Source organism: Rhodoplanes tepidamans (assembly GCF_030813915.1).
Lineage (GTDB): Bacteria > Pseudomonadota > Alphaproteobacteria > Rhizobiales > Xanthobacteraceae > Rhodoplanes > Rhodoplanes tepidamans.
In genome coordinates, this window is sequence record NZ_JAUSUJ010000003.1 from 91,190 (window position 1) to 113,977 (window position 22,788).

General features: G+C 71.9%; 20 protein-coding genes and 1 tRNA gene. 9 read left to right on the plus strand and 12 right to left on the minus strand.

Annotated elements, in window-relative coordinates; translation table 11 throughout:
- Positions 1–82 precede the first annotated feature (82 nt).
- On the plus strand, positions 83–1,252 hold the full coding sequence (locus J2S22_RS04900; RefSeq protein WP_272777175.1) for a hypothetical protein: 1,170 nt from the start codon (positions 83–85) through the stop codon (positions 1,250–1,252).
- Here J2S22_RS04900 and J2S22_RS04905 read toward each other — a convergent pair.
- The 10 genes from J2S22_RS04905 to J2S22_RS04950 all read right to left on the minus strand — a co-directional run bounded on the left by J2S22_RS04905 (position 1,215) and on the right by J2S22_RS04950 (position 12,849).
- Positions 1,215–1,907, minus strand: coding sequence for a response regulator (locus tag J2S22_RS04905; protein ID WP_272777176.1), 693 nt, complete (start codon positions 1,905–1,907; stop codon positions 1,215–1,217). The two genes, J2S22_RS04900 and J2S22_RS04905, sit on opposite strands and share 38 nt — an antisense overlap.
- Positions 1,904–4,615, minus strand: a complete 2,712-nt coding sequence (locus tag J2S22_RS04910; protein WP_272777177.1) for an ATP-binding protein — start codon at positions 4,613–4,615, stop codon at positions 1,904–1,906. The genes J2S22_RS04905 and J2S22_RS04910 overlap by 4 nt, the downstream gene beginning before the upstream one ends.
- A 13-nt stretch (positions 4,616–4,628) precedes the next feature.
- Positions 4,629–5,219: a potassium-transporting ATPase subunit KdpC gene (kdpC, locus tag J2S22_RS04915; protein WP_272777178.1), complete on the minus strand. Its 591-nt coding sequence runs from the start codon at positions 5,217–5,219 to the stop codon at positions 4,629–4,631.
- A 9-nt stretch (positions 5,220–5,228) separates the two neighbouring features.
- On the minus strand, positions 5,229–7,274 hold the full coding sequence (gene kdpB, locus J2S22_RS04920; RefSeq protein ID WP_272777179.1) for a potassium-transporting ATPase subunit KdpB: 2,046 nt from the start codon (positions 7,272–7,274) through the stop codon (positions 5,229–5,231).
- A gap of 11 nt (positions 7,275–7,285) precedes the next feature.
- Positions 7,286–8,989: a potassium-transporting ATPase subunit KdpA gene (gene kdpA, locus J2S22_RS04925; protein WP_272840394.1), complete on the minus strand. Its 1,704-nt coding sequence runs from the start codon at positions 8,987–8,989 to the stop codon at positions 7,286–7,288.
- A gap of 9 nt (positions 8,990–8,998) precedes the next feature.
- Positions 8,999–9,091: a K(+)-transporting ATPase subunit F gene (kdpF, locus tag J2S22_RS04930; RefSeq protein WP_272777181.1), complete on the minus strand. Its 93-nt coding sequence runs from the start codon at positions 9,089–9,091 to the stop codon at positions 8,999–9,001.
- A gap of 227 nt (positions 9,092–9,318) precedes the next feature.
- Complete coding sequence (locus J2S22_RS04935; protein ID WP_272777182.1) at positions 9,319–10,845, minus strand: class I adenylate-forming enzyme family protein; 1,527 nt, start codon at positions 10,843–10,845, stop codon at positions 9,319–9,321.
- A gap of 10 nt (positions 10,846–10,855) precedes the next feature.
- Positions 10,856–11,314 carry a MaoC family dehydratase gene (locus J2S22_RS04940; protein WP_272777183.1) on the minus strand — a complete coding sequence of 153 codons (459 nt, stop codon included), beginning with the start codon at positions 11,312–11,314 and terminating at the stop codon, positions 10,856–10,858.
- The gene (locus J2S22_RS04945) at positions 11,311–11,778 is read right to left on the minus strand and encodes a MaoC family dehydratase (RefSeq protein ID WP_272777184.1); all 468 of its coding nucleotides are present in this window, start codon (positions 11,776–11,778) and stop codon (positions 11,311–11,313) included. Before J2S22_RS04945 ends, J2S22_RS04940 begins: the two co-directional genes overlap by 4 nt.
- A gap of 72 nt (positions 11,779–11,850) precedes the next feature.
- Positions 11,851–12,849, minus strand: a complete 999-nt coding sequence (locus tag J2S22_RS04950; protein ID WP_272777185.1) for a Bug family tripartite tricarboxylate transporter substrate binding protein — start codon at positions 12,847–12,849, stop codon at positions 11,851–11,853.
- A gap of 202 nt (positions 12,850–13,051) precedes the next feature.
- Between J2S22_RS04950 and J2S22_RS04955 the strand changes: the two genes are divergently transcribed.
- The 4 genes from J2S22_RS04955 to J2S22_RS04970 all read left to right on the plus strand — a co-directional run bounded on the left by J2S22_RS04955 (position 13,052) and on the right by J2S22_RS04970 (position 17,689).
- Positions 13,052–13,813 (plus strand): SDR family NAD(P)-dependent oxidoreductase, encoded by a 762-nt coding sequence (locus tag J2S22_RS04955; RefSeq protein ID WP_272777186.1) that lies wholly within the window; start codon positions 13,052–13,054, stop codon positions 13,811–13,813.
- Positions 13,814–13,863: 50 nt separating this feature from the next.
- Entirely contained in the window at positions 13,864–15,282 is a 1,419-nt protein-coding gene (locus J2S22_RS04960; protein ID WP_272777247.1) for an aldehyde dehydrogenase family protein, read from the plus strand.
- A gap of 151 nt (positions 15,283–15,433) precedes the next feature.
- On the plus strand, positions 15,434–16,009 hold the full coding sequence (locus J2S22_RS04965; RefSeq protein ID WP_272777187.1) for an MOSC domain-containing protein: 576 nt from the start codon (positions 15,434–15,436) through the stop codon (positions 16,007–16,009).
- A gap of 249 nt (positions 16,010–16,258) precedes the next feature.
- On the plus strand, positions 16,259–17,689 hold the full coding sequence (locus tag J2S22_RS04970; protein WP_272777188.1) for a DUF1254 domain-containing protein: 1,431 nt from the start codon (positions 16,259–16,261) through the stop codon (positions 17,687–17,689).
- A 248-nt stretch (positions 17,690–17,937) separates the two neighbouring features.
- Here the strand turns inward: J2S22_RS04970 and J2S22_RS04975 are convergent.
- Positions 17,938–18,012, minus strand: a tRNA-Thr gene (locus J2S22_RS04975).
- A 146-nt stretch (positions 18,013–18,158) separates the two neighbouring features.
- Between J2S22_RS04975 and J2S22_RS04980 the strand changes: the two genes are divergently transcribed.
- From J2S22_RS04980 to J2S22_RS04990, 3 genes are all read left to right on the plus strand, one after another.
- Positions 18,159–19,418, plus strand: coding sequence for a hypothetical protein (locus J2S22_RS04980; RefSeq protein ID WP_272777189.1), 1,260 nt, complete (start codon positions 18,159–18,161; stop codon positions 19,416–19,418).
- Positions 19,419–19,768: 350 nt separating this feature from the next.
- Positions 19,769–21,058, plus strand: coding sequence for a UDP-N-acetylglucosamine 1-carboxyvinyltransferase (gene murA / locus J2S22_RS04985; RefSeq protein ID WP_272777190.1), 1,290 nt, complete (start codon positions 19,769–19,771; stop codon positions 21,056–21,058).
- A gap of 310 nt (positions 21,059–21,368) precedes the next feature.
- Positions 21,369–21,770, plus strand: coding sequence for a DUF1236 domain-containing protein (locus J2S22_RS04990; protein WP_272777191.1), 402 nt, complete (start codon positions 21,369–21,371; stop codon positions 21,768–21,770).
- A gap of 9 nt (positions 21,771–21,779) precedes the next feature.
- On the opposite strand, the gene J2S22_RS04995 is transcribed toward J2S22_RS04990, so the two are convergent.
- A complete protein-coding gene (locus tag J2S22_RS04995; RefSeq protein WP_272777192.1) occupies positions 21,780–22,160 on the minus strand; it encodes a hypothetical protein in 381 nt (126 codons plus the stop codon).
- 246 nt (positions 22,161–22,406) lie between these two features.
- Between J2S22_RS04995 and J2S22_RS05000 the strand changes: the two genes are divergently transcribed.
- Positions 22,407–22,784 (plus strand): DUF1236 domain-containing protein, encoded by a 378-nt coding sequence (locus tag J2S22_RS05000; RefSeq protein WP_272777193.1) that lies wholly within the window; start codon positions 22,407–22,409, stop codon positions 22,782–22,784.
- The last annotated feature ends 4 nt before the right edge of the window (positions 22,785–22,788 follow it).

Below are 22,788 nucleotides of genomic sequence, written 5' to 3' on the forward strand. Positions count from 1 at the left end.
GCTGCCGTTTGGAATGGGGGGGCAGCGCGGCGTTCCACCGCCGTCCCGGCGCGCCCGCGCCGTCCACCTCCGAACGGGTCCGATGAATCTTCTCTATCTGCCGATCCACGAGGTCCTCGAGTTCGACGATCTGCGGCTCTTCAAAGCGCTCGGGCACACGGCGTTCAGCACCGGTCCGTTCGGCCGGCCCGGCTTCGCCTCGGCGCTGCGCGGCGCGGAGCACGACCTGGGCTCGCCCGAGCATCACGACGCCTTCGTCCGGCAGCCGCCGGCCTTTCACGGCGGCATCCCGATCCTCGCGCCGGCCTTTCTCGATCGCTTCGACGTGATCGTCGCCAACCAGGATCCACGCTTCGTCACGCACAACGCCGCCGCCCTGGCGGGTCGCCACGTGATCTGGCGGACGGTCGGCCAGGCGCGACGCCTCACCGAGCGGAGCGTGTGGAAGGCGGGACGTGATCTGTTCGTCGTGCGCTGCTCGAACCGCGAGGCGCAGATGCCCGGGTTTCTGCCGACCGACGCCGTCGTGCCGTTCGCCAAGCATCCGGCCGACCACGGCCCGTGGGCGGGCGCCGGCGGTCGCATCCTCACCTTCTTCAACACCATCGGGCGCGGCGACGCGATCCCCGGCGATGCCGACTACGCGGCCATCGTCGCCGGCTTCGACGCGGATCTGTACGGCCCGGGCAATGACGGGCTGTCGGCCGCGCGCGGCTTCGCGCCGCCGGACCTGCAGGCCGCGCTGTTCCGGCGCTGCGGCGCCTATCTCTACGTCCACAGCGAGCTCGCCTGCTACACGCTGAACCTCATCGAGGCGCTGATGTCGGGCGTGCCGGTCGTCGCTCCCTCGGCCCGCTTCGTGGCGCGGCGCGCCCGCGACGCCAACTGGCATGCGCGGCGCTACGAGGTGCCCGAGATCCTCGCCGGCGGCGCCGGCCTCCTCTACGACTCGGTCGAGGAGGCCCGGCTGCAGCTGCGCGCCGTGCTCGACGGGACGATCGACATCGCCGCGATGTCGGCGCGCGCCCGCGCCCGGGCGGTCGCGCTGTTCTCGGCCGACCGGATCGCCCCGCTATGGGCGGAGACGCTCGCCCGCGCCGTCGCCGCTCCGCCGTTCCGTGCCGGCGGCCACGCCACCGTGCTCGGCCTGCGGGCGCGGCATCTGTGGCAGCGCGTCCGCCGCCTGCCGGGGCTCCCGGCCTCGCTGCCCGGCCTCACGGGGCGAGTCGATAGCCAACACCAGGCTCGGTGACGACGAACTCGGGCGCCCCGGCGTCGTCGCCGAGCTTGTCGCGGATGTGGCCGATCGCGATCCGCAGATAATGCGTGTCCTGCACATGCGCCGGCCCCCACACCGCGGTGAGCAGCTGCTTGTGGGTGACCAGCCGGCCGGCATGGCGGGCGAGCAGCGCCAGCACGTCGAACTCCTTGCGGGTCAGCTTCACCTCGGCGCCGGCGACCGTCACGACGCGGCGCGCGAGATCGATCCGCAGCCGGCCCGCCTGCAGCACGGGACTGTCGCCTGCCCCGGCCCGCCGGCTGCGCAGCAGCGCCCGCAGCCGCGCCATCAGCTCGCCGGTGGCGAACGGCTTGGTCACGTAGTCGTCGGCGCCGGCGTCGAGCGCGGCGATCTTCTCGGCCTCGGCGTCGCGCACCGACAGCACCAGGATCGGCACCTGAGACCATTCCCGGATGGCGGCGACCACGGCCTTGCCGTCCATGTCGGGCAGGCCGAGATCGAGCAGCACGAGATCCGGCGCCGTGGTCGCGGCGAGCTCGATGCCGGTGCGGCCGCGATCCGCCTCGGCCACGGCGAACCCGCCGCTCGGCAGCGCGATCCTGAGGAAGCGGCGGATCGCCACCTCGTCCTCGATCACCAGCACCCGTGCGGCGACCGCCTCGGTCATGGAAAGTCTCCCGTGTCGGTCTCGGGCAGCGCGGCGGGCAGGATCAGCTCGATCGCGGTGCCGCGCCCGTCCTCGCCGGGCCGGGCCTTCACCTCGCCACCGTGCGCCTCGACGAGTCCGCGCACGATGGCGAGCCCGAGCCCGGTGCCGGCCGGCTGGCCGTCGCCCTGGCGCACCCGATAGAACAGGTCGAACACCCGCTCGCTATCCTCGGGCGGAATCCCGGGTCCGCGGTCGGCGATGGTGAGAGTCACGATCGCGCCGTTGGTCGTCGCGGCGATCCGCACCGGCGTGCCGGGCGGGGCGTATTTGGCGGCGTTCTCCAGGACGTTGATGACGGCCTGGCCGATCAGCACCGGATCGACGTCGACATGGATGTCGCGCGGCACGTCGACCTCGACCGGATGACCGGCGAGCGGACGGGCGAGATCGGCCCGCGCCCGGCCGACGATCTCGCGCAGCGCGACCGGCGCCCGCCGCAGCGTCAGCGCCCCGTAGCCGAGACGCGTCATGTCGAGCAGATTCTGGACGAAGCGATCGAGCCGCCGCGCCTCGTCGAGCGCGGTGGCGAGCAGCTCGCGCCGGTCCTCCGGGTCCAGGCTGCCGTCGTCGTCGGCGAGACCGGTGAGGGCGCCGATGACGCTGACCAGCGGCGTGCGCAGGTCGTGGCTCACCGAGTTGAGGAGCGCGGCGCGCAGCTTCTCGCTTTCCGCCTCGAGGCGCGAGGCCTCGAGGTCGGCGGTCAGCTTCAGCCGCTCGACCGCGACCGCCACCTGGTCCTCGACGGCGGTGAGCAGCCGCCGCGTCTCGGGATCGAGGGTCTGCGAGCGGTCGCGGAACCAGACGCCCACCACGCCGATCACGTTCTTCGCCGTGGCGAGCGGCACGAACAGCCAGGGCGCGGTGGGCAGCGTGTCGGTGCCGGCGCCGGCCGGCTCGTTGCGGGTGAAGGCCCACTGGGCCGCCATCTCGTCGCGCGGATCGAGGCTCTCCTCGATCGAGGGATGGCCCTGTACCTGCTCCAGCCGGCCGTCCGGATCCGGCATCAGGATCAGCGAGCGGCAGTTCAGCGTCGTGGCGATGTGGGCGGCGGCCGCCCACAGCACGTCGTCGGCCTTGGTGGCGGACGCGATCTTGCGGGCGAAATCGTAGAGCGTCTCGGTCCGCCGCTGCGAGGCCCGCATGCTCTCCACCTGCATCTTCAGCCGGCTCGCCAGCGTGCCGGTGAAGACGGCGCTGACCAGGAAGACCAGCAGCGCCGCGATCGCCTCCTCCTGCTCGACCGCGAAGGTGAAGTAGGGCCGGGTGAAGAAGAAGTTGTAGGCCAGGAATCCCGCCACGGCGCCGATCAGCGCGCCGGCGAGGCCGTGCCGCATGCCGATCAGCAGGACGCCGAACAGATAGACGACCGCGAGGGAGCCGAGCGGCACCAGCCGCCACAGCGGCCAGGCGACCGCGGTCGCGATGGTGATCACGGCGGCGGTCTCGAACGCCGCCTGCCCCCAGGCCCGCCAGCGCCGGGCCAGCACGGCGGCCACCGCCGGCTTGCGCCGGCGCGCCTCGCTCTTCGGCGTGACCACGGTCACCTCGAAGTCGCCCGCGCCGTCGATCAGCCGCCGGAACACCGGCTCGCGGAACCAGCGGGCGACCACGCCCCAGCCCGCGGTGCGCGGACGGCCGATCACCAGCCGGGTCACGTTGCGCTTGCGCGCATAGGCGAGCAGCTCCGCGGCGACGTCCGACTCGGCGTGCAGCTGCACGGCCTCGCCGCCGAGCGTCTCGGCCAGCCGCAGGGCCGCGCGCAGGTTCTCGCGCGCCTCGCCGCCCAGGCTCTCGTGGCGCGGGGTCAGCACCGTCACGGCGATCCACGGGATGCGGGCGCGGTCGGCCATGCGGCGGGCTGCCCGGACCAGGGTCTTCGCGGTCGGCGCGTCGCTCAGGCAGACCAGAAGCCGGTCCTGGGTCGGCCACGGCCCGCGCACGCCGTGCGAGCGCATCCAGGCGAGGACGTCGGCGTCGACCCGGCTCGCCGCGGTGCGCAGCGCCAGCTCGCGCAGCGCGGTCAGGTTGCCCTTGGAGAAGAAGTTGTCGAGCGCCAGCCCGGCCTGATCGGGCACGTAGACCTTGCCCTCCTTCAGCCGCTCGGCCAGCGCCTCCGGGGTGAGGTCGATCAGCTCGATGTCGTCGGCGCGCGCCAGCACGTCGTCCGGCACGGTCTCCTGCACGCGCACGCCGGTGATGCTGGCGACGACGTCGTTGAGGCTCTCGACGTGCTGAATGTTGACCGTGGTGACCACGTCGATGCCGGCGTCCAGCACCTCCATGATGTCCTGCCAGCGCTTGGCGTGGCGGCTGCCGGGCACGTTGGTGTGGGCGAACTCGTCGATCAGGGCGAGCTGCGGGCGGCGCGCCAGCAGCGCGTCGAGATCGAGCTCGGCGATCAACCGGCCCTTGTAGGGCAGCTCGCGGCGCGGCAGCTGCTCGAGCCCCTCGAGCAGCGCCGCGGTCTCGGGCCGGCCATGGGTCTCGACCAGCGCCACCACGACCTCGACGCCCGCCGTCCGGCGGGCGCGCGCCTCCTCCAGCATCGCGTAGGTCTTGCCGACCCCGGGCGCTGCACCGAGGAAGACCTTGAGCCGGCCGCGCCCGGCCTTGCGGGCCTCGGCCAGCAGGGCGTCGGGATCGGGGCGGTCGGGCTCGGGGCTCATCGGGTCCGGCGTCTCATCGCGTCAGCGCATCGAGCGCGAGGTTGAGGGCGAGCACGTTGACGCGCGGCTCGCCGAGCACGCCGAAGGTCCGGTCCTCGACATGGCGCTCCACCAGGCCGCGCACGGCGGCTTCCGGCAGCCCGCGCGCCGCGGCGACCCGCGCCACCTGGACGAGCGCGCCCTGCGGCGAGACGTGCGGATCGAGGCCGGAGGCAGAGGCGGTGACGAGGTCGGCCGGCGCCGGCGTGACGCCGAGCGCCGCGGCGCGGGCGGCGACCGCCTCCTTCAGGGCCGTCGCGCTCGGCGCGAGATTTGACCCCGACGACGCGGCGGCGTTGTAGGGCGCCTCGACCGTCTTGGCCGGATCGGCCGGATCCGGCGCCGTCGTGGCCGAAGGACGGCCGTGGAAGTACCGGTCCGCGCCGAAGGCCTGGCCGATCAGCGCGGAGCCGACCACGGCGCCGTCGCGCACGACCAGGCTGCCGCCGGCCTGCGCCGGCGCCAGGATCCGCGCGAGGCCGGTGACGGCGAGCGGATAGGCGACGCCGGTCAGCAGCGTGAAGAGAGCCAGCAGCACGAGCGCCGGACGGAGAATCGAGAGCATGGCGTCCTCTCAGGCGAGATGCAGGAGATCGACGACCAGGTCGATCAGCTTGATGCCGACGAACGGCGCCACCAGCCCGCCCAATCCGTAGACCACGAGGTTGCGGGACAGCAAGGCCGACGCCGAGGCGGGGGTGTAGCGGACGCCCTTCAGGGCGATCGGGATCAGCGCGACGATGACCAGGGCGTTGAACACGATGGCCGACAGGATCGCCGACTGCGGCGAGCCGAGCCCCATCACGTCGAGCACCGCGAGCCCCGGATAGGCGGCGACGAACAGGGCCGGCAGGATGGCGAAGTACTTGGCGACGTCGTTGGCGATCGAGAAGGTGGTCAGGGCGCCGCGCGAGATCAGCAGCTGCTTGCCGACCATGACGATCTCGATCAGCTTGGTCGGATCGCTGTCGAGGTCGATCAGGTTGCCGGCCTCCTTGGCGGCCGGCGTGCCGGAGTTCATGGCGACGCCGACATCGGCCTGGGCGAGCGCCGGGGCGTCGTTGGAGCCGTCGCCGCACATGGCGACGAGGCGCCCCTCCGCCTGCTCGGCGCGGATCAGCGCGAGCTTCTTCTCCGGCGTCGCCTCGGCCAGGAAGTCGTCCACGCCGGCCTCCGCCGCGATCGCCGCCGCGGTGAGCGGATTGTCGCCCGTGATCATCACGGTGCGGATGCCCATCCGGCGCAGCTCGGCGAAGCGGGCCCGGATGCCGGGCTTCACCACGTCCTTCAGGTGCACGACGCCGAGCACCCGGCCGTTGCGCGCCACCGCGAGCGGCGTGCCGCCGGCGCTGGCGATGCGGTGCACGGCGGCGTCGAGCGTCGGATCGATCCGCCGCACGGCCTGCGCCACCACGGCGTCCACGGCACCCTTGCGCACCACGGTGCCGTCGGCGAGATCGGCCCCCGACATGCGGGTCTGCGCCGTGAACGGCACGAAGGTGGCGCTCGACCGCACGGTGCCGTCCTGGAACCGGAAGCGTCGCATCGCGAGGTCGACGATCGACTTGCCTTCCGGCGTCTCGTCGGCGAGCGAGGCGAGCCATGCCGCCTCGGCGACCTCGCGCTCGGCGACGCCCGGCGCCGGCACGAAGGCGTCCGCCATGCGGTTGCCGAACGTGATGGTTCCGGTCTTGTCGAGCAGCAGCACGTCGATGTCGCCCGCCGCCTCGACGGCGCGCCCGGACTTCGCCACCACGTTCGCCTTGATCAGCCGGTCCATGCCGGCGATGCCGATCGCCGACAGGAGCCCACCGATCGTGGTCGGGATCAGGGTGACGAACAGCGCCACCAGATAGACGACCGGAATCGTGGTGCCGGACCAGCCGGCGAAGAACGGCAGCGTGACGACCACCAGCAGGAACACCAGCGTCAGCCCGGCGAGCAGGATGTCGAGCGCGATCTCGTTGGGGGTCTTCTGCCGCTTGGCGCCCTCGACCAGCCCGATCATGCGATCGAGGAAGGTCTGGCCCGGCTTCGCCGTCACCCGGACGACCAGCCAGTCGGACACCAGCCGCGTGCCGCCCGTCACCGACGAGCGGTCGCCGCCGGCCTCGCGGATCACCGGCGCGCTCTCGCCCGTGATGGCGCTCTCGTCGACCGAGGCGATGCCCTCGACCACCTCGCCGTCGGTCGGCACGGTGTCGCCGGCCTCGACCACGATCAGCTCGCCGGGCTCGAGGCGGTCGAGATCCTTGCCCTCCCACAGGTCGCGCTTGCCCTCCATGATCAGCACCTTGGCCCGCGCCGTGCGGCGGGTGGCGCGGAACGAGTCGGCCCGGGCCTTGCCGCGGCCTTCGGCGACGGCTTCGGCGAAGTTGGCGAACAGCACGGTGATCCACAGCCAGATCGCGATCTGCAGACCGATCCTGAAGGTCGGGCCGCCGGACAGCCCCTCGCGCACGACCAGCACGGTGGCGAGCATCGAGACGACGGCCGTGGTGAAGATCACCGGGTTGCGCACCAGGCTGCGCGGATCGAGCTTCTTGAAGGCCTGCAACGCAGCCGGACCGAGGATGCCCGGGGCGAAGAGCGAGATGTCGGCAGGGGGGTGCTTGCTCATGGATGTGTCTCTCAGAACGTCTGCCCGGCCAGGATGGAGACCTGCTCGGCGATCGGCCCGAGTGCCAGCACGGGCAGGAAGGTGAGCGCGCCGACGATCAGGATCGTCGCGATCAGGAGCCCGACGAACAGCGGGCCGTGGGTCGGGAAGGTGCCGGCGGATTCGGGCGTCGTCCGTTTGCCGGCGAGCGAGCCGGCGATGGCGAGGATCGGCACGATGGTGCCGAACCGTCCGAGCAGCATGGCGAGACCGAGCCAGGTGTCGTGCCACGGGACGTTCGCGTTGAAGCCGGCGAAGGCCGAGCCGTTGTTGCCGGTCGCCGACGAGTAGGCGTAGAGCAGCTCGGAGAGCCCGTGAGGCCCGGCGTCCTGGATCGAGGTCTGGGCGTCGCCGGTGGCGACGGCGAGGGCGGCGAGGACGAGCACGCCGATCGGCATGATCAGCAGCGTCAGCGCGGCGAGCTTCACCTCGCGGGCCTCGATCTTCTTGCCGAGATACTCGGGCGTGCGCCCGACCATCAGGCCGGCCAGGAAGACGGTGAGGATCACGAACAGCAGCATGCCGGTGAGGCCGACGCCGACGCCGCCGAACACCACCTCCCCGAGCTGCATCTGCAGCATCGCCACGAGCCCGCCGATCGGGGTCAGCGAGTCGTGCATGGCGTTGACGGAGCCGTTGGAGGCCGCCGTGGTGAGGGCCGCCCACAGCGCCGAGCCGACGACGCCGAAGCGGACCTCCTTGCCCTCCATGCTGCCGGCGCCCGCCTCGACCACGCCCGCCTGCAGCGGATTGCCGATCTGCTCGGCGCCGTAGAGGATCGCGATCGCGACGACCAGCATGACCCCCATGGCGGCGAACAGGGCACGGCCCTGGCGGCGGTCGCCGACCATGCGGCCGAAGGTGACGCAGAACGCCGCCGGGACGACGAGGATGGCCAGCATCTCGAGGAGATTCGAGAGCGCCGACGGGTTCTCGAACGGATGCGCCGAGTTGACGTTGAAGAAGCCGCCGCCGTTGGTGCCGAGCTGCTTGATGGCGATCTGGCTCGCCACCGGGCCGAGCGCGATCGTCTGCTGCGCCCCCTCCAGCGTCGTCGCCGTCGCCGAGGCGTCGAGCGTCTGCGGCACGCCGAGCCACACCAGCACCAGCGCGAGCAGGATCGAGGCCGGCAGCAGCACGTAGAGGATGGCGCGGACGAGGTCGGTCCAGAAGCTGCCGATCGCGCGTGCCTGGCGCGAGGCGAGGCCTCGCGCCACGGCGGCGGCGACCGCCATGCCGCTCGCCGCCGAGACGAAGTTCTGGGTCGTCAGCCCGGCCATCTGCGAGAGGTTCGACAGCGTCGTCTCGCCGCCGTAGCTCTGCCAGTTGGTGTTGGTGACGAACGACAGCGCCGTGTTGAACGCGAGGTGCGGCGCCACGCCGTCGAAGCCCTGCGGGTTCAGCGGCAACAGATCCTGGAAGCGCAGCACCAGGTAGAGCACCACGAAGCCCGCGGCGTTGAAGGCGAGGAGCGACAGCGCGTAGGCCGTCCAGTGCTGCTCGTGCTTGCGCGGCACGCCGGCCGGCGCCAGCACGGCGCGCTCGACCGCGCCCAGGAGCGCGATCTCGCCGGTGAACACCTTGGCCATGTAGAGGCCGAGGGGCACCGCGAGCGCCGTGAGCAGGACCAGATAGAGGCCGATCTGGATCAGGTCGGAGATGAGCGTGGGGGACATGAGCGGCTCTCAGAAGCGCTCGGGGCGCAGCAGCGCCGCGACCAGGTAGACGGCGAGGCCGGCCGCGGCGGTCAGCCCGAGGACGATGTCGAAGATCGCCATGGCCGCCTCACAGCCGCTCGGCGGCGAGCACGGCGAGGCCGAACAGGCCGAAGCCGGCCAGGCCTCCGACCAGGAACAGGATGTCGAGCACGGGGGGCTCCCTTGCGAGAATGGATCGCGACAGGGAGAAAGCTAGGATCGGAGGGCGTAAAGCCGCGATGCCGAAGGCGGGCGGCCGGCGTAAAGCCGGCGTAAAGACTCGGCGGCGGGGCCCCGGCCCCGGCGGCTCACGCCACCGTGCGCAGCGCCGGATCCGTCGCCAGCTCGGTCTTCAGCACCTTGCCGATGCCGGAGCGCGGCAGCTGCGGCCGCACCGAGACGCCGGCCAGCCGCTGCATGCGGCCGAGCCGGGCATTGGCCCACTCCCGCAGCGTGCCGCCGTCGATCTTCCGGCCGGGATGGGGCACCACGAAGGCGAACGGCGTCTCGCCCCATTCCCTGCTGGCCGCCCCGACGACGGCGGCCTCGGCGACGTCCGGATGCTCCAGCAGCACCGCCTCGAGATCGCCCGGATAGATGTTGAACCCGCCCGAGATGATCAGGTCCTTCTTGCGGCCCTGCAGGGTGAGGAAGCCGTCCGGGTCGAACGCGCCGAGATCGCCGGAGCGGAAGAAGGCCGTGCCGTCCGGCGCCTGCCAGGCGAGCGCCGCGTCGGCGTCGGGCCGGCGCCAGTAGCCGGTCATCATGAAGGGCGAGCGTCCGACCACCTCGCCGGTCGCGCCGCGCGGGACCTCGCGGCCGTCCTCGTCGATCACACGGATGTCGTTGCCCGGCGCCGGCCGGCCGACCGTGTGCAGCTTGTCGGGGTGGCGGGCCGCGTCGAGGATGAGCGTCACGCCGCCCTCGGTCAGGCCGTACACCTCGACGAACCGCCCCGGCCAGCGGGCCAGGATGTCGCGCTTCAGGGCGACCGGCATGGGCGCGCTGGTGCACTGCTTCACCCTGAAGGCCGACAGGTTGTGCGCGGCGAAGCTCTCGTGCGCGAGCAGGCGCTGGTACTGCACCGGGACCAGCATGGTGTGGGTGGCGCGAAAGGCCTCGGCCAGCGCGAGATAGCGCGCGACGTCGAACTTCGGCATCAGCACCACGTGGCCGCCGTGGAAGAGGCTCGCCAGCAGCGGCATCAGGGTGGTGTTGGAGTAGAGCGGCGTCGCCAGCAGCATCACGCTGTCCGGCCCGATGTCGAACACGCCGCGCCCCGCCTGGCTGTTCCGCATGCCATGCGAATGCACGATGCCCTTCGGGCGGCCGGTGGTGCCGGAGCTGTAGATGATGTTGAAGCCCGCCTCCGGTGCCACCGCCGCGGGACGCATGATCGGCTCCCCGCCGTCGAGGAAGGCCTCGAAGCCAGCCTGCGCCGGACCCGCACCGCCGACGAAGACCAGCGGCGCGTCGCTCGCGCCCGCGACGGCCTCCGCCCCCGCCGGATCGGCGACGATCAGCGCCGGGGCGCAATCGTCGATCAGTCGCGCCAGATCCGTGCGCAGCAGCGATGTCGGCAGCGGCACCGCGATGCAGCCGGCCGCGACGCTGCCCAGATAGGCGACGACCGCCTCGGCGCTGTTGGCGGCATGAATGGCGATCCGCTCGCCCTCGGCGACGCCGGCGCGCCGGACCCCGCCGACGAACCGGGCGATGCGCTCCGCGAGCTCCTGCCACGACAGGTGCTTGTCCCCGGCCGTCAGCGCCGAAGCATCGGGCGACGAGACGGCGCGGGCGAACAGCCGGTCCAGGATGGTGTCGGTGCCGCTCATGCGCCGGCCCTCATGCATTCGTGATCAGCAGGATGTGCTCGGCCGCCACGGCCGGCTTGTCGGCGCCCTCGACCTCGAAGGTCTGGCGGGTGACGATGCGGGCCCCCATGGCGTGCGGCGCGACCGAGACCAGCGACAGCGCCAGCCGCACCCGGGCGTCCACCGGGATCGGCGAGACGAACCGCACCTTGTCGTAGCCGTAGTTGAGCCCCTTGCCGCGCCGGCGGATCGCATAGATCTGCCGCTGCAGGGCGGGCCCGAGGGAGAGGACCAGGAGCCCGTGAGCGATCGTCCGGCCGTCCGGCATCTCGGCGGCGGCGCGTGCGACGTCCACGTGGATCCAGTGGTCGTCCCCGGTCAGCGCCGCGAAGCCGGAGAGCATCGCCTGATCGACCGTCGTCCAGTCGGAGCGGCCCAGATCCTGTCCCTCGTACGCCTTCAGATCCAGCGGCGTCTCGACCGTGATCATGATCGGGTCCGCTCCGGCGCGATGGCGCGCGCCCGCACCTGGCCGAGGGCGTAATACGTCATCACGACCTCGTCGCGCTGGTTCAGCACCGTCACCCGGGTGCGGATGGTGCCGCGATCCGGCTTGGAGGCGGAGCGGCGCACCTCGACGATCTCGCGGGTGGTGCGGAGCGCGTCGCCGGGCCGCACCACCTGCCGCCAGCGCAGCTCGTCGATCCCGATGCCGACGATCGGCGTGTCGCCGTGGCCGCCGGCTTCGAGGAACAGCCGCATCGACAGCGCGGCGATCTGCCAGCCGCTGGCGATGAGGCCGCCGAACGGCCCGGCCCGGGCGACGGCGGGATCGACATGGAACGGCTGCGGATCGTTCGCCCGGGCATAGGCGATCATCTCCTGCTCGCCGAGCACGACCGATCCGCTCTGCCAGATCTCGCCTTCGCGAAAGTCCTCGAGGTATTTCGGCATCGCCCTTCCCGCTCGGGCGCCCGGGGACGGGCGCCGCTCCATGTCCGTCGCCTGCGATCGGCCCCGCGCGCCTCACATCGAGATCTTGGCGTCCTTGACCACCGGGCCCCACTTCTCGAGCTCGGACGAGATGAACGCCTTCAGCTCGGCCGGGGTGCCGCCGACCGCCTGCATGCTGAGCTGGGCGAGCGCGTCCTGGCCCTTCGGGCTCTTCAGGAACGCGTTGGTGGCGGCGTTGAGCTTGTCGATGATCTCGGCGGGCGTGCCGGCCGGGGCCGCGAGCGCATACCAGGCGGTGGCCTCGAACCCCTTCACGCCGGCGTCCTGCACGGTCGGCACGTCGGGCAGATCGCGCGACCGTTCGGTCGTCGTGACGGCGAGGGCGCGGACGCGCCCGTCCTTCACCAGCGGCACGTAGGAGGGCATGAAGTCCATGGCGAGGTCGACCTGGTCGCCGAGCAGGTCGTTGACCACCGGCGCGGTGCCGCGATACGGCACGTTGGTCATGGTGATCCCGAGAGCCTTCTGCAGCAGCACCGAGGTGATGTGGCCCAGCGTTCCGCTGCCCGGAACGCCGACGTTGAGCTTGCCGGGATTGGCCGTCGCGTAGGCCTTCAGCTCCGCGAGGGTCTTGACCGGCAGCGACGCCTTCGCCGCGACGATCAGGGGCGACTTGGCGATCAGCACGATCGGCGCAAAGGCCTGCTCCGGATCGAACGGCAGGCTCTTGTACATCAGCTTGTTGTTGGCGAGCGGCCCGGGCGTGCCGAACATGATCGTGTAGCCGTCGGGCGGCGCCTTGGCGACCATCCCGGCGGCGATGTTGCCGCCCGCGCCGGCGCGATTGTCGACGACGACCTGCTGGCCGAGCCGCTCGCCGAGATCCTGCGCCAGCGCCCGGGCCAGCAGGTCGGTGCCGCCGCCGGCGGCGAACGGCATGATCAGGGTGATGGGGCGAGACGGCCAGGACTGGGCCTGGGCATGAGCCTGACCGGAGACGATCGACGGCCCCGCCCACAGGCCGGCCGCGGCCAGGACGAGAGCCATCCGTCGTGTGAAACGAGCTTGCATGACATCCTCCCTTGTCCCGCGGCGGAACGGCGCGGGTTTGTTTTGCGAACCTTAGCCGACCGGGCCACCGCCGGCCTGCCTTTGTGTCCGTATTTCACCCTACGAAATGAAGCGCATTCGCCCGGCGGCGCGCGACGCGGATCCGCTAGCGTCGCGGACCAGGATAGAACAACCACGCCACGAGAGTCTGGGAGGACCGGGAATGACCGGCATCGACGTTCCTGCGCTGGCGATTCCGACCGTCGCGCTGGTCACGGGCGGCAGCAGCGGCATCGGCCGGGCGACGGCGGCGCGCCTCGCCGCCCTCGGCTCCGCCGTGGTGGTCGGCTACAACAGCCGCGGCGCGGCGGCGGACGAGGTGGTCGCGGGCCTCGCCGGCAGCGGGCATCTCGCATTGCGCATCGCCATCGACGATCCGGCCTCGATCGCCGCGGCGGTCGCCGCCGTCGAGGACCGCCACGGCCGGCTCGACGCGCTGGTGAACTGCGGCGGCGCGACCACGCCGGTGCCGGCCGCCGATCTCGACGGGCTGACCGACGCGATCTTCGACCGCACCGTCACGATCAATCTGCGCGGACCGTTCGCGATGGTGCGGGCCTTCCGGCCGCTGCTGGAGCGCGGCCGCGGCGCCGCCGTCGTCAACATCTCCTCGATCGCGGCCCGAACCGGGATCGGCAGCAGCCTCGCCTATGTCGCCGCGAAGGCCGGGGTCGACGCGCTCACGGTCGGGCTCGCCAAGGTGCTGGCGCCGCGCATCCGCGTCTTCTCGGTCTCGCCCGCCGGCGTCGACACGGACTTCGTCGCCGGCCGCACCCGCGAGCAGCTGCAGAAGACGGCCGAACGGCTGCCGCTCGCCCACGTCACCACGCCCGACGACGTCGCGCGCGCCGTGATCGCCTGCCTTGTCCACCTGACCAGTGCGACCGGCATCGTCGTGCCGGTGGACGAGGGCCGGCATCTGTGATGCCGCACCAGCCAGCGAGCCCAACGAGAAAACGAGGACGCGGGGAGGAGATCATGGACCATCTGACGTTCTACATCGACGGCGCCTGGGTGGATCCGGCCGTGCCGGCCACGCTCGGCGTGGCGAACCCGGCGACCGAGGAGATCGTCGCGCAGATCAGTCTCGGCTCCCGCGACGACGTCGACCGGGCTGCGCGGGCGGCGCGCCGTGCCTTCGCCACCTGGTCGGAGACGCCGGTCGACCACCGCCTCGCCGTTCTTCGCGCCGTCATCGCCGGCTTCCGCGCGCGGCTGCCGGAGCTCGCCCGGACGATGACGCTCGAGATGGGCGCCCCGATCACCTTCGCGACCGAGCGGCAGGCGACCGTGGCGCTGTTCCATTTCGAGGAGGCCGAGCGCGTGCTCGCGACCTACCGGTTCGAGGAGCCGATGGGCGCCGGCACCGTGCGGCGCGAGCCGATCGGCGTCTGCGGCCTGATCACGCCGTGGAACTGGCCGCTCAACCAGGTCGCGTCCAAGGTCGCGCCGGCGCTGGCGACCGGCTGCACCGTGGTGCTGAAGCCGAGCGAGATCGCGCCGCTCAGCGCCCTGCTGTTCGCCGAGATCCTGCACGACGCCGGCGTGCCGGCGGGCGTGTTCAATCTGGTCAACGGCGACGGGCCGACGGTCGGCGAGACGATCGCCTCGCACCCGGAGATCGACATGGTGTCGTTCACCGGCTCGACGGCGGCCGGCGTGCGGGTGGCGAAGCTCGCCGCCGACACGGTGAAGCGCGTCGCCCAGGAGCTCGGCGGCAAGTCCGCCAACATCATCCTGGCCGATGCCGACCTGCGCGCCGCCGTGATCGCCGGCGTCCATGCCTGTAACACCAATGCCGGCCAGAACTGCCAGTCGCCGACCCGCATGCTGATCCCGCGCGCGGCGCGCGAGGCGGCGTTCGCGGCGGCGCGCGACGCGATCGACACCATCCGGCTCGGTGACCCGCTCGATCCGGCGACCACCATGGGGCCGCTGGTGAGCCGGGCCCAGTACGACAAGGTGCAGGATCTGATCCAGTCCGGCATCGACGAGGGGGCGACGCTGGTCGCCGGCGGTCCCGGCCGGCCGGCCGGGCTGAACCGCGGCCATTACGTCCGCCCCACCGTGTTCGGCGACGTGACGCCGCAGATGCGCATCGCGCGGGAGGAGATCTTCGGCCCCGTCCTGTCGATCATCGGCTACGACAGCGAGGACGAGGCGATCGCCATCGCCAACGACACGCCGTTCGGCCTCGCCGGCTTCGTGCAGTCGAAGGACCGCGCGCGGGCCCGAACGGTCGCCGAGCGCATCCGGGCCGGCCGCGTCTACATCAACGGCGCCGCCTTCGACCGCAGCCTGCCGTTCGGCGGCTACAAGCAGTCCGGCAACGGCCGCGAGTTCGGCGTGTTCGGCTTCGAGGAGTACCTGGAGGTGAAGGCGATCCTGGGGTGAAGGGGCCTGTCCGCCGCCTTGCACGGCTCCAGACGAATGCGTTCGTCCGATCGGAGATCGGCAGCCGCCGCGCGATGGTGTATGTCGGCGGCCGGTGACGGCCGCATGCCGCGCAGGCGGCGGTCGCGCCGCAACCAGGAGGCGCCCCCGAATGCCCGACGTGATCACCCGGCCTGTCGTGGTCTCCGTGCATCGCAGCGCGGCGCACGCCTTCAGCAAGGCGGCGAGCCACGCCGTCCAGCTGATCGCGGGACTCGGCGTCGAGGGCGACGCGCATGCCGGCCCGCACGACCAGCACGTCTATCACATCCGGAAGTTCGGCAAGGTTCCGAACCTGCGCCAGGTGCACCTGATCCAGACCGAGACGCTGGACGAGCTGCGCGGCAGGGGCCACGTCGTCCGGCCCGGCGAGCTCGGCGAGAACATCGCCACCCGCGATCTCGACCTGCTGGCGCTGCCGACCGGCACCCGGCTCGCCCTCGGCCCCGAGGCCGTGATCGAGCTGACCGGCCTGCGGAACCCGTGCGTCCAGATCGACCGGTTCCAGCCCGGCCTGATGAGCCAGCTCGTCGCGCGCACGGCCGCAGGCGTCGTGCGCAAATGCGGCGTGATGAGCATCGTGGTCCGGGGCGGCGAGGTGAAGCCCGGCGACCCGATCACCGTCACGCTCCCGCCCCTGCCGCACACCCCGCTGACCTACGTCCCGCCGGTGCCGGCGGGGGCGTGAGGGGGCACCTCGCGGGACGAGCCCAGACCTGCCATTGCAGGCTCGGGCTGCCGTTGCGATCGACAATTGTCCAGGAACCGCGGCCTCTCGCATAATCCGGCTAGCCCGACCAGTCTCCCGCGCCTGTGACAGCACCATCACATGCGCGTCATCGCGCGTCGCTGGTCCAATTCTGCATATCGCTGCGGGCCGGTCGTAGTAGCTTCGAAGAGGTACTGCGATGCACTTGGCTGGCTCACGAGGTGCTTCATGGTTTCCCGCAGAGACACGATGCTGGGCGGACTTTCACTTCTCGCCGCGAGCGCGACGGGCCACCCGGCCCTGTCCTTCGACGGGCCGTTGCGCGACCTGATCTACGGCGCCGAGGAGTTCAAGATCGCGTCGGACGCCTATGTGTTCGGCTACCCGCTCGTGACGATGGAGATGACGCGGCGGGTGATGACCAACGTGGCCGCGCCGGAGGGCACGCGCGCGCCGATGGGCCGGGTCGTCAAGCTGCGGCAGTACCCGGACGCGAGCTTCCGCGACGTCACGGCGCCGAACGCCGACACGCTCTACACCACGGCGTGGATCGATGTCGGCGACGAGCCGTGGGTGGTCGAGGTGCCCGACATGAAGGGGCGCTACTTCCTGCTGCCGTTCCTCAGCGGCTGGACCGACGTGTTCGCGGTGCCCGGCACCCGAACCACCGGGACGCAGGCACAGGCCTATCTGATCACCGGCCCGAACTGGTCGGGACCGGTCCCGACCGGGCTCACCCAGCTGAAGTCGCCGACCAGCGTCGTCTGGATGCTCGGGCGCATCTACTGCACCGGCACGCCGGAAGACTACGCCGCCGTGCACGCCCTGCAGGACCAGTTCAGGCTGTATCCGCTGTCGGTGCGCGGCAAGAGCTGGGAGGCTCCGGCCGGCAAGGTCGACCCGGCGATCGACATGACGACTCCGGTCCGCGACCAGGTGAACCGCATGACCGCGGTCGAGTACTTCACGCTGCTGGCCGACCTGATGAAGCGCAATCCGCCATCCGCCAAGGACGCTCCGGCGATGGAGCACTTCCGCCGGATCGGCCTCGTCGCCGGGCAGCCGTTCGATCCGAACACCGTCGATCATCGCTGGGACAGGCGGCTGCCGGAGCTGTCGTTCGACCGCATCATGCTGCACTTCAAGTTCAGCGGCGGCGACGTCTCCGACGTCAACGGCTGGGGCTTCACCCTGAAGACCGGCACCTACGGCACCGACTACCTGCAGCGGGCCCTCGTCACGGCGATCGGGCTCGGTGCCAACCGGCCGCAGGACGCCGTGTACCCGACCTCGCTCAAGGACGCCCACGGCAAGGCCTACGAGGGGTCGAACAAGTACGTCCTCCGCTTCGCCAAGGGCGAGCTGCCGCCGGCCAAGGGGTTCTGGTCGTTGACCATGTACGACGACAAGTATTTCTTCGTCGCGAACCCGATCAACCGCTACTCGATGAGCATGCGGACGAACCCCAGGCTCGAGCCGGACGGATCGCTGATCGTCTACGTCCAGGCCGAGAGCCCCGGGCCGGACAAGGAGGCGAACTGGCTGCCGGCACCGAAGGGCAAGTTCTACCTCATGCTGCGGCTCTACTGGCCGGACGAGAACGCCCCGTCGATCCTGGACGGCTCCTGGATCATCCCGGCCGTGACGAAGGCGAGCTGACCGCGCGCGCAGCCCCGCCCCGAAATCCATGCTCCCGGTTTCGATGGGCCCCAGCAGGGCGGGGGCTTCCCGGAACGACAGGGGCTATGGATCCCGGGCTCGGCGCGGAGCCTGTGCTCGGGCGGCGCGAAGCGCCGACCCGAGTGCGCCGCCCCGGGATGACGGGCTGGGACCCCGGCGACCAGCGACAGCCTCCGCTGTCGAGAGCGGACGCGATCGTCATTCGTTCGAGAAATCAGCGGTTCTGCTGGTGCTGCCGGACAGGATTGAACTGTCGACCTCTCCCTTACCAAGGGAGTGCTCTACCACTGAGCTACGGCAGCATCAGGCTCGCGCGGTCCGTGCGACGCACCGGGCGGGAACGGCGGTTCCATGCCACAAGGGCCGGGGGGGCGCAAGGGCGAGGCGGGGATTTCGGAGGCCGACCCGGCGGGCCGGGGGTATGATCGCGGCGGGCAGGACCATCGCCATGACCGATTCGTTTTCGTTTCGATCCCCGACAGCCGTCGCCGTCACGCTCGCCCTCGCCTGGACGGCCCTGCTGACCCTCGTTTTCGCGCCCGGGCCGGCGGCGCCGGCGGCCGGCCTGGAGGAGCCGCCGATGGTCTCGGCCGCCGCCGTGCTGGGCGAGCGGGCGCACGGGCCCAACTACCGGGTCGAGGACACGGTGCGGAGCGACGGCTTCCTGCAGGTGTTCGGGCTGGAGACGCCGTTCGGCCGCTACCGGGTGGAAGGCCGCGACATGCTGGAGATGCGGCTGCGCGAGCTCGCCGCCCTCGCCACGCTGGAGCGGATGAACCGCTCGAGCGTGTTCGTCGAATCGGCGGCACGCGCCGCGATGAAGCCGATCGGCCTCGCCACCGGGCTGATTCGCGACCCGGCCGGTACGCTCGACCGCACCATGACCGGGGTCGGCGAGGTGTTCACCCGCATGGGCTCCACCCTCTCCAACATCGGCCACAGCCCGGACCGGCCGGCGGCGAGCGCGCTCGGCATCGCCGCGGCGAAGCGCGAGATCGCCTGGCGGCTCGGCGTCGACCCCTACACCGACTTCACGCCGCTGTCGGACGCCATGACCCAGGTGGCACGGGTGACGGCGCTCGGCAACCTGTCGGTCGGCGCGGCCTTCTCGGCCATCCCGGGCGCCGCCGGCACCGCCGTCTCGGCCGGCAAGGCGACGGCCGATCTGGGCCTGATGGTGCGCGACAAGACCCCGGCGGAGCTGCGTGACGCCAACCGGGCGAGGCTCGCCGCCATGAGGATCTCGGCGGAGGCGACCGCCGCCTTCCTCGACACCACCGTGTTCACGCCGGCCGACCAGACCGCCATCGTCGCGGCGCTGGCCCGGCTCGACGGCGTCGGCGGCCGCGAGCTGTTCGTCGCCCGCGCCGCCCAGGCGCCGAGCCGCGAGCTCGCCTGGTTCATGCGCAAGCGCATCGAGATGATCGCGGCCCATCACGAGACGGTCGAGCGGCTCGCCGACTTCGTCGACGTGCGCGACTTCCCGCTCAACCGCAGCCGTGGTGGCAAGCTGGTGGCGATCATGATTTGCGACGTGCTGGCCTGGACCGGGCCGGCCAACGACCTCGTCGCGGTCATCGACCAGGACGTGAAGCAGCGCCGGCTCGGCAGCGGCGTCGAGCTGCGGCTGTCCGGCACGGTGACGCCGCTCGCCGGCCGGTCGCTGCGCGAGCACGGCTGGACCGTGGTCGAGCGCGCCCCGCACTGAGCCGTCCGGCGGTGATTCGGACGGCCCGGGCCCCCTGCGGCCGCGTTGCGCCGGTCCGGCCGGCATGCTCTAAGGCCGCCATGGCGGGGACCGGAAAGGATCGGGAACGCGACGCGCGGGAGCAGCGCCTGTCCGCCGCGTTGCGCGAGAATCTCAAGCGCCGCAAGGCCCAGTCGCGGGCCCGCAGCGGCGCCGGACCGACCGGCTCGCAGGCGCCCGGCGCGCCGGCCGACCCGCCCGGGACCCACGATTCCGCCGGAATCGTCACTGACAAGCAATCCGGCACGGACGGATAGACACGCCGGCGGCAGGATGCCGCGGGCCGGCCCGGGGTGGGCAGAGGGGGCAGCATGGACCGGATTCGCATCGTGGGCGGCAGGCCGCTGATCGGGCGGATTCCGATCTCGGGCGCCAAGAACGCCACCCTGCCGCTGATGATCGCGAGCCTGCTGACCGACGAGCCGCTGGTGCTGGAGAACGTGCCGCGCCTCGCCGACGTCGCGCTGCTCCAGCGCATCCTCGGCAATCACGGCGTCGACGTGATGGTCGGCGGCAAGCGGCCCGGCGACGGCGAGTACGACGGCCAGACCCTGCACATCTCGGCCAAGCGCATCGTCGACACCACGGCGCCCTACGACCTCGTCTCGCGCATGCGCGCGAGCTTCTGGGTGATCGCGCCGCTGGTCGCCCGCATGGGCGAGGCCAAGGTGTCGCTGCCGGGCGGCTGCGCCATCGGCACCCGGCCCGTGGACCTTCTCCTGATGGCGCTGCGCAATCTCGGAGCCGACATCGAGATCGACGGCGGCTACGTGCTGGCCCGCGCCCCGCACGGGCTGAAGGGCGGCGAGGTGGTGTTCCCCAAGGTGACGGTCGGTGGCACCCACACGGCCCTGATGGCGGCCGTGCTGGCGCGCGGCAGCTCGGTCATCGAGAACGCCGCGCAGGAGCCCGAGATCGTCGACGTCGCCGACTGCCTGATCAAGATGGGCGCCCGCATCAAGGGCGCCGGCACGTCGCGCATCGAGATCGAGGGCGTGGCCCGGCTCGACGGCACCCGCCACCGCGTCCTCGCCGACCGCATCGAGACCGGCACCTATGCGATGGCCGTGGCGATGACGGGCGGCGACGTGATGCTGGAGGGCGCGCGGCCCGAGCTCCTGCAGGCCGCGCTCGACGTGCTGGTCGAGGCCGGCGCCGAGATCGCCGCCACCAACGAGGGCATAAGGGTGAGGCGCAACGGCGCCGGCATCGCCCCGGTGGACGTCACCACGGCGCCCTTCCCGGGCTTCCCGACCGATCTGCAGGCGCAGCTGATGGCGCTGATGACCCGCGCCAAGGGCACCTCGCACATCACCGAGACGATCTTCGAGAACCGCTTCATGCACGTGCAGGAGCTCGCCCGGTTCGGCGCCGACATCCGGCTCGACGGCGAGACCGCCACCATCGCCGGCGTGCCGCGCCTCAAGGGCGCGCCCGTGATGGCGACCGATCTGCGCGCCTCGGTGTCGCTGGTCATCGCGGCGCTCGCCGCCGAGGGCGAGACGCAGGTCAACCGCGTCTATCACCTCGACCGCGGCTTCGAGCGGCTGGAGAACAAGCTCGTCGCCTGCGGCGCCGAGATCGAGCGCATCAGCGCGTAGCAGGTCGTTGAGCGATACGCCTGGTCATTCCGGAAGCCGCGAAGCGGCTGTCCGGAATCCATAGCCCCGGTCGGAATTGTTGCGGAAAGTCCGGGGATTGGGTTCCGGCCTCCGACCGGAGCCTGTGCCCGGACGGCACGAAGCGCCGATCCGGGTGGCCGGCCCGGGAACGATGGAAGCCGCGCTGTGCGAACGCTCCTCGGCACGAGGCGCGACGACGGCTGGACTCCTCGCCGCGGGAACGAATGCCGCGGCGCGGCATTGCCTCTCGAACATCCATGACGCTCGCGAGGTTGCCATGCCTGTCCGGATGCCACGTCCTTTGCTGTTCGCGGTCGCCGGCGCGCTGATCGCCGCGCCCGCCCTGATGGTCGCGCCCGCCATCGCCCAGGAGTCGCCGCCGCCGCTGCCCGCCGCGCCGTCGACCGGCGGCATCGGCACCGTGCCGGCGCAGCCGCGGCCGCTCACCGAGGAGCAGAAGGTGGCGATCGTCCAGGCGGTGCGTCAGAATCGTCGCGACGTGAAGGTGCCGCCCGGGGTGCAGCCGCAGGTCGGCGCCGAGCTGCCCGCCTCGATGGAGCTGCTCATGCTCCCGGACCGGGCGCTCGCCGACATCCCGGAGGCGAAGCCCTACCGATACACCGTCGTCGAGGACCGCGTCGTGCTGGTCGACCCGACCAACATGCGGGTCGTCGAGGTGCTGGCGAAGTAGCCGTCCCGGTCACCGGCCCTCGCGGGCCTTCAGCAGCCGTCCGGCGGCGGTGGGCAGCACGTCGAGATAGGGGCCCATGAAGAACGTCTCGCCGGCCCCGTCGCCGTAGGACGCGTCCCAGGCGTCGATCATCTCGCGCACGGTCGTCGCGCAGGCCGGCATCGAATCGACGATCAGCTCGCCGAGGCCCGCCGGGTCGGCGCTCGCCTGCCGGGAGCGCGGATCGGCCGCGATGGCGCGGACGATGCAGTCGGTGGTGGCGTCGACCCGCCCCTGCAGCGCGGCGCGCCCGGATCCGGCCGCACGCCCCGGATCGAGCGGCGCGGTCGCGACCGTCACGGCGAGCGAGGCCGCGAGCAGCGGCGCGGCGAACAGCGGTGCCATGATCATCGGCAGCCCCCTTTTTGCCCGGCGGCACCCGCCCCGGCGGCGCGCCGACGCGCGTCGCGAAGCAAGCGCTGCGCCATGCGGCGCGATGGACCGGAGCGATTCCCCCGCCGGATCTTATTCGAAACAGGGTTAACGGCGCATCAAGACGTGCGGCGGCCGCATGGCGGCGGGCGGCGGCGCGCCGCGGCAGGAACCGGCCCGAAAGGGCGGCGTTGAACCCCGGATCATACCCCCGAGGAGTTCCCCATGCGCCGATGCCTGCCCGTCCTGATGCTCGCGGCCGCCCTCGCGATCGTCGGCCCGGAGAGCGCGCCGGCGCAGACGCCGGCCCAGGACACCCAGAACCCGGGCGCGGCACCGCGCGTCACCTTCACGGACGCCCAGCGCCACACGATCTATCAGAGCGTCAGCCGCACCCAGAAGAACCACGCGGCGCCGACCGGCTTCCGCGTGTCGATCGGCGCGACGCTGCCGCCCGGCGTCGATCTGGCGCCGATGCCCGACACGCTGGTGACGCTGATGCCCGAGGCGAAGCCGTTCGCGGTGGCGATGGTGGAGAAGCAGGTCGTGCTGGTCGAGCCGGAGTCGCGCCGCGTCGCGGTGGTGATCACGGCGAACGAGTGAGGAC

Bases quoted from the DNA above. Each gene is read 5' to 3' on its own strand.
- J2S22_RS04900 (WP_272777175.1), top strand. From the start codon at position 83: ATGAATCTTCTCTATCTGCCGATCCACGAGGTCCTCGAGTTCGACGAT.
- J2S22_RS04905 (WP_272777176.1), bottom strand. From the start codon at position 1,907: ATGACCGAGGCGGTCGCCGCACGGGTGCTGGTGATCGAGGACGAGGTG.
- J2S22_RS04910 (WP_272777177.1), bottom strand. From the start codon at position 4,615: ATGAGCCCCGAGCCCGACCGCCCCGATCCCGACGCCCTGCTGGCCGAG.
- kdpC (WP_272777178.1), bottom strand. From the start codon at position 5,219: ATGCTCTCGATTCTCCGTCCGGCGCTCGTGCTGCTGGCTCTCTTCACG.
- kdpB (WP_272777179.1), bottom strand. From the start codon at position 7,274: ATGAGCAAGCACCCCCCTGCCGACATCTCGCTCTTCGCCCCGGGCATC.
- kdpA (WP_272840394.1), bottom strand. From the start codon at position 8,989: ATGTCCCCCACGCTCATCTCCGACCTGATCCAGATCGGCCTCTATCTG.
- kdpF (WP_272777181.1), bottom strand. From the start codon at position 9,091: ATGGCGATCTTCGACATCGTCCTCGGGCTGACCGCCGCGGCCGGCCTC.
- J2S22_RS04935 (WP_272777182.1), bottom strand. From the start codon at position 10,845: ATGAGCGGCACCGACACCATCCTGGACCGGCTGTTCGCCCGCGCCGTC.
- J2S22_RS04940 (WP_272777183.1), bottom strand. From the start codon at position 11,314: ATGATCACGGTCGAGACGCCGCTGGATCTGAAGGCGTACGAGGGACAG.
- J2S22_RS04945 (WP_272777184.1), bottom strand. From the start codon at position 11,778: ATGCCGAAATACCTCGAGGACTTTCGCGAAGGCGAGATCTGGCAGAGC.
- J2S22_RS04950 (WP_272777185.1), bottom strand. From the start codon at position 12,849: ATGCAAGCTCGTTTCACACGACGGATGGCTCTCGTCCTGGCCGCGGCC.
- J2S22_RS04955 (WP_272777186.1), top strand. From the start codon at position 13,052: ATGACCGGCATCGACGTTCCTGCGCTGGCGATTCCGACCGTCGCGCTG.
- J2S22_RS04965 (WP_272777187.1), top strand. From the start codon at position 15,434: ATGCCCGACGTGATCACCCGGCCTGTCGTGGTCTCCGTGCATCGCAGC.
- J2S22_RS04970 (WP_272777188.1), top strand. From the start codon at position 16,259: ATGGTTTCCCGCAGAGACACGATGCTGGGCGGACTTTCACTTCTCGCC.
- J2S22_RS04980 (WP_272777189.1), top strand. From the start codon at position 18,159: ATGACCGATTCGTTTTCGTTTCGATCCCCGACAGCCGTCGCCGTCACG.
- murA (WP_272777190.1), top strand. From the start codon at position 19,769: ATGGACCGGATTCGCATCGTGGGCGGCAGGCCGCTGATCGGGCGGATT.
- J2S22_RS04990 (WP_272777191.1), top strand. From the start codon at position 21,369: ATGCCACGTCCTTTGCTGTTCGCGGTCGCCGGCGCGCTGATCGCCGCG.
- J2S22_RS04995 (WP_272777192.1), bottom strand. From the start codon at position 22,160: ATGATCATGGCACCGCTGTTCGCCGCGCCGCTGCTCGCGGCCTCGCTC.
- J2S22_RS05000 (WP_272777193.1), top strand. From the start codon at position 22,407: ATGCGCCGATGCCTGCCCGTCCTGATGCTCGCGGCCGCCCTCGCGATC.